We start from the raw sequence: 11,598 nt of genomic DNA, 5'->3' as shown, positions 1-11,598 counted from the left end.
AGAAAGGTGATGGACAGAATGAAAATTGAAGCAGTTATTTTTGATTGGGCAGGGACAACAGTTGATTACGGATGTTTTGCACCACTAGAAGTATTCATGGAGATTTTTCATAAACGGGGTGTAGCAATTACAGCAGAAGAAGCTCGTAAGCCAATGGGGTTATTAAAAATAGATCATGTAAGGGCACTTACTGAGATGCCTCGTATTGCGAGTGAGTGGAATCGTGTTTTCCGACAATTACCAACAGAAGCAGACATTCAGGAGATGTATGAAGAATTTGAAGAGATTCTCTTCGCTATTTTACCGCGCTATGCTTCGCCGATTAATGGAGTAAAAGAAGTGATTGCTTCTTTACGTGAAAGAGGAATTAAAATTGGTTCAACGACTGGTTATACGAGAGAAATGATGGATATTGTAGCAAAGGAAGCAGCGTTACAAGGATATAAACCTGATTTTCTTGTTACGCCAGATGATGTTCCAGCAGGCCGTCCATATCCATGGATGTGCTATAAAAATGCAATGGAACTTGGTGTGTATCCGATGAACCATATGATAAAAGTTGGGGACACAGTATCAGATATGAAAGAAGGTAGAAATGCTGGAATGTGGACAGTTGGTGTAATTCTTGGCAGTAGCGAGCTCGGTTTAACGGAAGAAGAAGTGGAGAATATGGATTCGGTAGAACTTCGTGAAAAAATAGAAGTAGTTCGCAATCGTTTCGTTGAAAATGGGGCGCACTTTACGATAGAAACGATGCAGGAACTCGAAAGCGTAATGGAACATATCGAGAAACAAGAACTTATTATTTCATAAAAGGGGAATAGGATCATGACTGAAAATCACTACTTATTATTAACACCAGGACCATTAACGACAACAAAATCAGTAAAAGAAGTTATGCTATACGATTGGTGTACGTGGGATGATGAATATAATACGATGGTGCAAGAAGTAAGAGCTAAACTTGTATCGTTAGCGACGAAGGAAGAAGAGAAATATACAACAGTGTTAATGCAAGGAAGCGGTACGTTTTCAGTTGAAGCAGTAATTGGTTCTGTTATTCCGGCAAATGGGAAGATTCTCGTTTGTACAAATGGTGCGTACGGTAAGCGCATTGTGCAAATGGCAGAGATGTTACAGATTGATGTAGTGGTCAGTCAAACAGAAGAGTGGGAACCTACTAATATTGTAGAAGTAGAGAAGTTATTGCAAGAAGATAAAGAGATTACGCATATTGCAGTTGTTCATTGCGAAACGACGACAGGCATTATAAATCCAATTGTAGATGTATGTAAATTAGGAAAACAGTATGGAAAGGTTACAATTGTTGATGCGATGAGTAGTTTCGGCGGGATTGAAATAGACATTGCTGATTTACAAATTGATTTTTTAATTAGTAGTGCGAATAAGTGTATTCAAGGGGTTCCTGGATTCGGATTTGTAATCGCAAAACGTGATGAATTATTGAAGTGTAAAGGGCAAGGACGCTCTTTATCTCTTGATTTATATGATCAATGGGAAACGATGGAAAAACAAAATGGGAAATGGCGTTTTACTTCACCTACACATGTTGTACATGCTTTTTATCAAGCACTACTTGAACTAGAAAAAGAGGGAGGAGTAAGAGCGCGTTACAATCGATATTACAACAATCAAAAACTACTAGTAAATAGAATGGGAGAAATCGGATTTAAGCCACTAGTAGATGAGGAATACCAATCTCCTATTATTACATCTTTCATTTATCCAAAAGAGGGATTCGAGTTTCAACAGTTATATAACGAATTAAAGCGTTATGGATTTGTTATTTACCCTGGGAAAATTTCGAAAGTAGATACGTTCCGCATTGGAAATATCGGTGATGTACATGAACAAGATATTAATCGCTTAGTTGATAGTATTGCTAAAGGAGCTGTTATTGGGTGAAAGTGTTTTGCTTAGGTGGAGCAGGTAAAATTTGTCGCGAAGCTATTTTGGATTTAGTTCAATTTTCATCTTTTGAGACAATTACAGTAGCTGATTTTAACGAGGTAGAGGGCCGTAAAGTAGTAGAATGGCTCAACGACCCTCGTGTTGATTTTGTAAAAGTAGATGTAACGGATCACGAGGATACGGTTGCAAAAATGATTGGTTATGACATTGTAATGGACGGTACGACGATAAAGTTAAACAGATTGTCGACCCGCTGTATTGCAGAAGCAGGATGTCACGGTGTGAACTTAAATGGATTTGGTGAAGAAAATGAATCGCATGCTATATTTGTTGAAAATGAAAAGATATGTTTACCTGGATTTGGCATGACGCCGGGTGTAACGCAAATGATGGCAATGCATGCAGCAAATCAATTGAATACTGTAGAGTCTGTCCGTGTAAGTCACGGTTCGTATCGTCCGATTGCTTTTTCTGCATCAATTACAGAGACAACGACATATGAATATGATCCATATTTACCATCGCGTACAGTGTATGAAGATGGTGAATTTAAGCAAGTACCTCCGTTTGCGCGTCCGAGAGAAATAGAATTGCCAGAGCCTTATGGTAAGGCAACGCAGTATATCATTCCGCATTCTGAAACGATTACGCTAGCAAAGGCATTAGAAAATAAAGGTGTCAAACTGATAGAGACGAGAGGAACTTGGCCACAGCAAAATATGCAACTTGTACGTGCTTTATATGATTACGGCATATTGCGTAATGATCAGATTGAAATAAACGGGAAAGAAATAGGCATTATGGATTGTATTTCACAGTATTTATTGCAATCGAAAGAAGGGCAAGAAACAGAGCTTTATGGTTATGCACTTCATGTAGAAGTAATAGGTATGAAAAATAATGAGAAGCAAAGACATGTGTTATATCATACACATCCGTTATCTGATGGTTCTGTTGTAGGATGGGAAAAATTAAGAGCGTATACGAGAAACGTCGGTATTCCATTTGGGATTGCTGCAGAGTTAATTGCAAATGGAAATGTAAATAGGGTGGGTGTTGTTACGCCTGAAGAAGCCTTTGAAAATCCACAATTGATTTTTGATGAGCTAGCAAAGCGCGGTATTCATATTCATGAAGAAGTTTCTACTTATAAAGAAAATTATAGCTTTGTATAAGTAAGGACGTTTATAAGGGAGATATAAATGAGGTGAAGCTATGTCTGTAGTAGGAGAAGAAAGAAAGCGAACCATTCTTGAAAAGGTAGAATTTAAAGGGAAAGTAAAGGTTTCAGAATTAGCGAGAGAATTTGCTGTATCAACAGAAACGATTCGTCGATATTTAGAAGAATTAGATCGTGAAAAGAAGCTGAAAAAAGTGTATGGTGGAGCTGTTCAACTTCCAGGCGCTGGAGTAGAGGCACCAATGTTAGAAAGAGAAATGCTACATATAGAAGAGAAGAAAAGAATTGGTTATAAAGCAGCGACATTTGTAGAAGACGGTGATGTCATTGCAATTGATGATGGAAGTACACCGCTTCAAATGGTTCCATACCTTGTTCATCGTAAAAACTTAACGATTGTAACAAGTTCATTTCCAGTCGCAACACAATTAATTTCTTCTATTAATAAAAAGATGTTTCACGGTGAAGTTTTGTTTATAGGTGGAAAAGTATCTCCAAAGCATTCGCGTGTATCAGGGTCTATTTCTCAGCAAGTCATACAGCAATTTCATTTTCATAAAGCGTTCGTTTCGATTGATGGGTTATTACCTAGTTTTGGAGTTTCCAGCTTTGAATTAGAGAAAGCGAAATTGTCAGAGGCGATGATGAAATTAGCTGAGAAAACATATATTTTATGTGATCATACGAAGGTAGGCGTGAAAGGGAATTATCGTATAGCAGCAATTTCGCGTATTCAACACGTAATTTGTGATAAAAAAATGCCATATAGCTTTGAAGAAGAACTTAAGAAGCATAATATTCAGTGGACAGTTTGTTAAATACAGTGAAAGCACATAAACTCCCGCCTAATTTTTAGGAGGGAGTTTTATTATCTGTAAATCGTAAAATAAAAGATTTGCAGTTATGCAAAAAGTGGACACATTTTCTCACCTCTTTCATATAATTTACCAATACAAAAAAAGTTGGTCGAAGGAAAGAAGGGAGAACATGTCAGAACGAATATATAATAAACTTGTATTGTACGCGAATATTTTGCAAAAAATCGGTGTCATCAATGAGAAGGAAAAAAGTGAAATTCTTCATACGATAGGTAAAAAAGCCCTTTGAATAAAGGGCTTTTTTATTTTTTATCTTTAAAAATATAAATTTAATGTAATATTCTCATTGACAATGATAATGATATTCATTATCATTTATTTGTGGACAATTGATAATACTTATCAATTGTAAAGATTATATATGATAGGGGATATTATTTTGAAAAAAAATTACATGAAGGCGCTAGTAGTAGCGACAACATTAGCAATTCCATTTGCTACTTACTCTACTCCAGCATTAGCGGCATTAAAAGTTGAAGCAAATCAATCGGTAGCAGCAGCGAGTGATCGCACGTATGATACTGAGATTAAAATATATAAGGACCAAAAAGATGAGCCATCTATGGTTTCTCAATATATAAAAGATCCTAAAGTAACGATTGCAGCTGGCAAAAAAATTGTCACTGTAACAATGCAAGATAGTGATTATTTTCAATATCTTAGAATAGAAGATAGAAACCAGCCTGGTGTATTTCATGATGTGAAGGTTTTGTCAGAAGATAAGAGGAAGAATGGAACGAAAGTAGTTCAATTTGAAATTGGTGAGTTTGAGAAGAAGCACAATATGCAAATGCATATACTTATTCCAGCTATTGGATATGATCACAAATATCAAGTTCAATTTGAAATTAAAGATCCAACTGTAGGTAACAAAGAAACAGAGAAACCAGATGATAACTCTAATTCAGGCAATACGGAAACGGATAATCCAGTTGATAATCAAAATATGATAACAGATAACAAATTAAGAGAACTTGTGAATAAAAAAGTATTTAATAGAAAAGATTTAAATACACCAATTACGAAAGAAGAGTTATTACAAGTAAAGGATTTGTTTTTAAATACGAATGAGATACTTGATTATAGTGCATTAAAATATATGCCAAATTTAAAATCTTTAACAGTTGCGAATGCGAAGATAAAAGATCCGTCGTTCTTTGCGAACTTAAAGCAATTAAGTCATTTAGCTTTGCGTGGTAATGAATTTTCAGATGTAACGCCACTTGTTAAGATGGATAATTTAGAATCTCTTGATTTAAGTAATAATAAAATTACAAACGTTGCACCACTAACTGAAATGAAAAATGTAAAAAGTTTATTTCTATCAGGCAACCAAATAGAAGATGTAACAGCATTAGCGAAAATGGAACAACTAGATTACTTGAATTTAGCAAATAATAAAATTACGAACGTTGCTCCATTAAGCGCTTTGAAAAATGTAACATACTTAACTTTAGCAGGTAATCAAATTGAAGATATTAAAGCGTTATATTCATTACCTTTAACAGACTTAGTATTAACACGTAATAAAGTTAAAGATTTATCCGGCATTGAGCAAATGAAGCAATTAGAAGAATTGTGGATCGGGAAAAATGAAATAAAAGATGTTACTCCTCTAAGTAAGATGACACAGTTAAAACAATTACACTTACCTAACAATGAGTTAAAGGATATTACGCCATTATCAAGTTTAGTAAACTTACAAAAGCTTGATTTAGAAGCGAATTATATTTCAGACTTATCACCAGTTAGTAATTTGAAAAAATTAGTATTTCTAAGTTTTGTTGCAAATGAAATCCGTGATGTCCGACCAGTTATAGAACTAAGTAAGACGGCTTATATTAATGTCCAAAATCAAAAAGTATTTTTAGAGGAAACAGAAGTAAATAAAGAAGTAAAAGTACCTATATATGAAAAAGATGGTGAGGTTTCTACGAAAATCCGTCTGAAGAGCGATAACGGTACGTATAGTAATGGTGTAGTGAAATGGAGTACACCAGGTGAGAAAATATATGAATTTGGTGTGAAAGATCCATTCGCGGATACAGGAATTTTCTTTACAGGGTCTGTTATTCAAAATGTAGTAGAAAGTAAAGACGGTAATACGTCTAAAGAAGATGAGAAAACAGAAGTGGTAGAATTTAAAGATGTACCAAAGGGACATTGGTCAGAAGAAGCAATTAATTACTTAGCGAAAGAAAAATTATTTATAGGCTATGGAAATGGTGAATTTGGATTTGGTGATAACATTACTCGTGGACAAGTAGCTCTTCTAATACAAAGGTATTTAAAATTAGAAAATAATCTAGTACCAAAAACGGCATTTACAGATACGAAAGGAAATATGTATGAAACGGCTATTGATGCAGTGGTTCAAGCTGGAATTATGACAGGCTATGGAAATGGTATGTTCCGTCCAGATGGAGTATTAACTCGATATGAAATGTCAGTAGTATTACAAAGAGTATTTCAGTTAAAAGAAAATGAAAATAGTGCAGAGAATTTTAAAGATATACCAAATGACCATTGGGCGAAAGGATATGTGAAAGCTTTAGTGGATAATAAAATATCAAAAGGCGATGGGGAAGGGAATTTTTTAGGAGATAATTTCGTAACACGTGAACAATATGCACGGTTTTTATATAATGCAATAAAGAAATAAAGTGAAACTTTAATCAGTGGGGGTTTTGTTCATTCCCCACTGATTATTAGCCCTCACTAATCGGGCTGCCCGTTAATGCGGAATAAAAAATGAGGAAAATACGCTATTCTTTAATTAAAGAGTAGCGTATTTTTATGTACAAAATGAAATAGGAAATAGATAGGAGTATAGACATATGAATAGCCTATTTTAAAGAAGAACCACGAAACTATATTGACAAAAAAGCGTTCTCATGTGATAATTCAATTAATTTTTAGAATAATCAAAAAATATTCCTTTTACATAGAAAGGATTCGAACCTTATATGAATATTATGCCGGGGGTGACGAAATGTTATTTTTTCTGAAGAAATGGAATGAATTAAAAGATGTGAAATCTGAATTGGCACTTCGTGATTGGTTTTATGGTACCAAAATTAGCTTATCGCTATGTACGTCAAAAGAGCCGTTAACATTCTTAGTAAATGTTGAAGGAAGAGATAAAGGGCTATTTTCGGAAGAAGATTTTATTGTCGTAAATTGCATGTGCGAGTCAGTATTTGAAAATGAAGAAAAACCAGCTGCAGAGTCATTTATGCATGCGGATATTTATAAAAAAAGTAGTGCAGGATGTATTTTACAAGTGCAGACTGTAGATAGTCATTTAATATCAGAGTTATATGGGGAAGAAGGAGAAGTAACGTTCGATAAACGCAGTGTGGAGCGTGTTTTCGGAAAAGAAGGTATAACAGAAATGACAATTCCAATTGTAGAAGATGAAAAAAAATTCGCTGATTTATTAGAAAGGAATGTTCCGAATTTCATTGAAGGTGGAGGAGTAGTTCTTGTTCATAATTACGGCATGATTGTGTGGGGAAAAACGCCAGAAGAGGCGAAAAAATGGCTAGAGGGTATAGAATATTTAATGAACTATCATGTAAAGTTATTAATGATTAAGGGGGCAAGGAGCTCTGTTATATAAAAATGGATGTGATATAGCTACAAGTTAATAAATAAATGAAAGCGTTTTAAAAATAATTTCACTCATAAAATATAGGTCTCCTTATTATATATAGATTACATGTTGACATGTAAGGAGGAACATATTTTGCGAGTTAAATATCATTTTCTGCCAAAGCAGCAAGTAACATTTTGCAAAATAAATGATTCTGGTGAAGAGGCACTGCAAATGATGAACGAAACGGGATTTCGAGCCATCCCGGTATTAGCAGAAGATGAGAAGAAATTCACGGGGATTATTTATAAAGTAGATTTATTAGAAAAAAAATGCAATAGCGGATTAGAGCATGTAAGTGCAGGGGATATGCTCGGCGATTCCAATGCATTTATTTTTGAAAAGGATTCCTTCTTCAGAGCCTTTTATGTAATTCGTCGGCTTCCGTTTTTAGCCGTGCTAAATGATTATAATGAATTTGTCGGTATGTTAACGCATTCGAATATATTTGATGTTATTGAAGATTCATTTGGTATGCGAACAGGTGGTTATATATTAACAATTGCAACACAAGATTGTAAGGGAACGATTAAAGAGCTTGGGACATTGTTAAAAGCATATAATATCGGTGGCCTATTTACGCTAGATAACGGTGATCAATATATCCGCCGCGTTATTGTAAATATATCAGATGAGTTAGATGAAACAAAATTAAAGCAATTAATCGGAAAAATAGAGAAAAAAGGATTCAGAGTGAGTCACGTAGATTATATTTAAGTTAAAAAGAAAAGTACCTATCTGTTATATATAGATAGGTACTTTTTTGTCCCACTATTTGTGGGTAGTAAAATCCACGCCTCAAAATTTGGTGAAAGCAAAGAAGTTAGGTGGGCGGGTGTTACCTGTAAAAGCCCAATTGGTGAGGGCTGATTATATGTGAGTAATGAACTTTATTTTGAAACAGGAGGCGGGGATAATGCTAGATCAGATAAGAAAATAAAGTCTGCATGCTCACGAATTTTAGGGATAGAAGTTTCAATAACGCGTGATGTAATTTCACCTGGGGGGCCCACATGCCCGATAGCTACCATAATAGGTTTTTCTTGAATTTTTTTGATGAGTAATTGGGCTTGTTTTGAAATATGTCCTGCTGTATACACATCATCAAAAAATAGTTGGTTTTCAATAATAGGAACTCCTAATTCTTTTCCGATTTTTGGGACGACACTATTAGGATTCGTTTTACTATCTAAGTAAAATAAACCGTGTTTTTTACAAGCAGCAAGTATAAGGCGAACAATTCTTTCATCCGCTGTTACTTTTGACCCCATATGATTGTTCATTCCAATTGCATGCGGTACTTCTTGAATGGCTTGTTCAAGTCGGTTGTTTATTTCTTCATCGCTTAAATCAGTTGTAATTGCTTTCGGCCCAAGCCATTCTTTTTTACCTTTTATAGGTTCCATTGGCATATGTATAATAACTTCATGGCCTTTCTTATGGGCAGCTATTGCGTCTTCTTTTGTGGAAGGAAGAAAAGGCATAACAGCAACAGTGAGTGGAATGGGAAGTGATAACATTTGATTAGTCCCCTTCATATTATTACCGAAATCATCAATGACAATAGCAACTTTATTCGTATGAGCATTTGCTTGAATAGGAAATAAGAAAGACGGTAAAAACAAAACAATGATGAATAATGCAATCGTATATTTTCGCATATAAATATTTCCTTTCTATTGTTATCCTGCTATTTGTGGGTAGTAAGACTCCCACCTCAACATTGGGCTGGATAGGTGGGAGATTCACTGCCTACCCGATTGGTGAATGCTAATTATCAGTGGGGGCTGAACAAAAAAACACTGATTAAAGTTTCACTTTATCAATCATCATTATGTTTTGCTTTTTTATATAAATTAAACAAAAAATGTCGAAGAAAAGTAGGTGGAAAATTAAGAATCCCCGGTTTACGTAGAATTTATAAAAAAAGAAGATGAAAAAAATGTCTATTATTGCGAATGTATTTACAAAGATAGAATAATTTGTAATAATTCTCAAAGTGAGGGTAAAGATTTGTAAATTACAGGGAGAAAATGTTAAATTTTCTGATTCTTCAAATTTGCATATGATTAAGTAGTTAAAAAAAGTCAATGGAGAAGTGAAGTTAAGAGCATGGAAGTATAATAAGGGGGATATGGATGTTTACTGTAAAAAGGAAGTACACATTAGAAAAGCTTTCACGTGATATTCATATGAAACGTGAAGAAATGATTCAACTAGGATTAACAAGTGGGCTAAATAGTAGGGAGACAATTCAAGTTAGTCAAGAATTGGACAAGCTTATTTTACAATATCAATGTTATAAAGAAAAACAAACACCGAAATGGTTTTCAATTATAAAAATACCTATTTTCCAAATCGGGTATGAAGGAAAATCAAATAATTTTTGGCGAATGCTTGTGGCTGGTTTTATGAAATAAGTATAATTACCCTTATAGGATAAGGATAATTATACTATGTGTAACGGAATTTCGATATGAACTGTCGTTCCTTCATTTTCTGTACTGTCGATAAAAATATGCCCATTATACATCTCTACAATTCGTTTACATATGACAAGTCCAAGACCTGTTCCAGTATCTTTATTAGTAAAGAACGGATGAAAGAGGTGTTTTTGAATATGTTGCGGAATCCCTTTTCCAGTATCTGTAATATGCAGTTGTGCGTGTGTTTCATTGTTTTTTACTACAATGGTTAGTGTATCATTAGAAGTCATGGCCTCAATTGCATTTTTGGTAATGTTTAAAACCACTTGTTTCATATGGTCTTTCGAACAACGGATATGAACAGGATGGTCTGGCAAATGTAAATGGAATACAATGTTATGTAAATTCGCCTCAGATTGAATAATTAATGCTACCTCATTTAGAATTGTTCTTACATCATATGTTTGTTCGATGATGGCGGTTGGCTTTCCTAGAATAAGAAATTCACTTACAATTTCATTGATTCGCTCTATTTCTTGTTCAATTACGGAAAAGTAGAACTGATCTTGTTCATCTTTATATTTCTCTTTTAATAGAGCGACGAGTCCTTTAATTCCAGTAAGAGGATTACGGATTTCGTGTGCTGTACTCGCTGCAAAAGTTCCAACTAATTCAATTTTCTGTAGTTCATTTTGTTGTCTTTCAAGTTTTGTTTGACGTTTTAACAACATATATTGAGCAAGCAAAAATAAAATAGACATTAAAAATAAAGTAGCTATACACTCTATTGCAACCCACTGGTATAAGGTTTTTTGATGAATGGGTAATGGAGAAACAGAGACCTTCCAATTTAATCTTTGGAGTGGGGTAGTAAGCATATTAGAATGCGTATCACTTGTGTCGTTATTATCATCGGTTAGAAAAACTACATCATGTTTATCAGTTACCTCAAAATGGTATTGTGGTTTAATGGCATTTAAAGAAGAGGAAATGTAATCAAAGCGTAAACTAGCTAATAATAATCCTGAGAGCTCCTTCTGTTTATTAAATATGGGGGCAGCAATCATAATAGCTTTATGTCCAAGAACGCGATCAGTAATGACTGATGATACAGTGGTTTTTTTAGTTTGGAGCGCGTCTTGAATATATTTACGGTCTGAAACATCTATAGGCTTTGATTCATCTTCAGATGCGATTGTAATGACTCCTTCTGGTGTAGCGTAATATAGACCAGAAAAGCGTGCATCGTTTCCATCTGTATCATGTACAATTTGTTTAATGCCATTTATATTACCAGTCTCGGTGCCTACAACTTTTGCAAGCATGTCTAAAGCAGAAATTGCTTCACCAAGATGATGATCCAAATAATCTCTATATAAAAAGAGAACTGTATGAGCAGATAATTTGTTTTCCTGTTTCATTTTATATGTATGATACGAATAAAATGTAGCACCAATCCCTATTGTCGGTAGGATAACAAGCAATATATATATAATTATGCTTTGGAATTTGACTTTCAAATGTGGT

At 34.4% G+C, this 11,598-nt stretch carries 10 protein-coding genes; 8 read left to right on the top strand and 2 right to left on the bottom strand.

Annotated features, from left to right (window positions below; all coding sequences use genetic code 11):
• The first annotated feature begins 18 nt into the window (after positions 1–18).
• The 7 genes from phnX to cbpA all read left to right on the top strand — a co-directional run bounded on the left by phnX (position 19) and on the right by cbpA (position 8,362).
• Entirely contained in the window at positions 19–813 is a 795-nt protein-coding gene (gene phnX, locus ACS2CR_RS02770; RefSeq protein ID WP_000687366.1) for a phosphonoacetaldehyde hydrolase, read from the top strand.
• Between the two features lie 15 nt (positions 814–828).
• Positions 829–1,926 (top strand): 2-aminoethylphosphonate--pyruvate transaminase, encoded by a 1,098-nt coding sequence (gene phnW, locus ACS2CR_RS02765; RefSeq protein WP_000138230.1) that lies wholly within the window; start codon positions 829–831, stop codon positions 1,924–1,926.
• The gene (locus tag ACS2CR_RS02760) at positions 1,923–3,107 is read left to right on the top strand and encodes a saccharopine dehydrogenase family protein (RefSeq protein WP_284559051.1); all 1,185 of its coding nucleotides are present in this window, start codon (positions 1,923–1,925) and stop codon (positions 3,105–3,107) included. The genes phnW and ACS2CR_RS02760 overlap by 4 nt, the downstream gene beginning before the upstream one ends.
• Before the next feature lie 40 nt (positions 3,108–3,147).
• On the top strand, positions 3,148–3,930 hold the full coding sequence (locus tag ACS2CR_RS02755) for a DeoR/GlpR family DNA-binding transcription regulator (RefSeq protein ID WP_000117667.1): 783 nt from the start codon (positions 3,148–3,150) through the stop codon (positions 3,928–3,930).
• Positions 3,931–4,351: 421 nt separating this feature from the next.
• The gene (locus ACS2CR_RS02750) at positions 4,352–6,652 is read left to right on the top strand and encodes an NEAT domain-containing leucine-rich repeat protein (protein WP_074643941.1); all 2,301 of its coding nucleotides are present in this window, start codon (positions 4,352–4,354) and stop codon (positions 6,650–6,652) included.
• 330 nt (positions 6,653–6,982) lie between these two features.
• The gene (locus ACS2CR_RS02745) at positions 6,983–7,612 is read left to right on the top strand and encodes a class II aldolase/adducin family protein (protein ID WP_000896005.1); all 630 of its coding nucleotides are present in this window, start codon (positions 6,983–6,985) and stop codon (positions 7,610–7,612) included.
• A gap of 126 nt (positions 7,613–7,738) precedes the next feature.
• Entirely contained in the window at positions 7,739–8,362 is a 624-nt protein-coding gene (gene cbpA, locus ACS2CR_RS02740) for a cyclic di-AMP binding protein CbpA (protein WP_053513474.1), read from the top strand.
• A gap of 173 nt (positions 8,363–8,535) precedes the next feature.
• Here the strand turns inward: cbpA and ACS2CR_RS02735 are convergent, their stop codons facing one another.
• Positions 8,536–9,306, bottom strand: a complete 771-nt coding sequence (locus ACS2CR_RS02735) for a divergent polysaccharide deacetylase family protein (RefSeq protein ID WP_001234107.1) — start codon at positions 9,304–9,306, stop codon at positions 8,536–8,538.
• Between the two features lie 477 nt (positions 9,307–9,783).
• Between ACS2CR_RS02735 and ACS2CR_RS02730 the strand changes: the two genes are divergently transcribed.
• Positions 9,784–10,065: an aspartyl-phosphate phosphatase Spo0E family protein gene (locus tag ACS2CR_RS02730; RefSeq protein WP_000495536.1), complete on the top strand. Its 282-nt coding sequence runs from the start codon at positions 9,784–9,786 to the stop codon at positions 10,063–10,065.
• 29 nt (positions 10,066–10,094) lie between these two features.
• On the opposite strand, the gene ACS2CR_RS02725 is transcribed toward ACS2CR_RS02730, so the two are convergent.
• Positions 10,095–11,591: a DUF3149 domain-containing protein gene (locus ACS2CR_RS02725; RefSeq protein ID WP_000865053.1), complete on the bottom strand. Its 1,497-nt coding sequence runs from the start codon at positions 11,589–11,591 to the stop codon at positions 10,095–10,097.
• Positions 11,592–11,598 lie beyond the last annotated feature (7 nt).

Origin of the sequence: Bacillus cereus group sp. BceL291 (assembly GCF_051776705.1) — a bacterium.
GTDB lineage: Bacteria > Bacillota > Bacilli > Bacillales > Bacillaceae_G > Bacillus_A > Bacillus_A cereus.
Note: the sequence above shows the minus strand (reverse complement) of the source record. Positions and strands in the feature narration are given on the sequence as shown.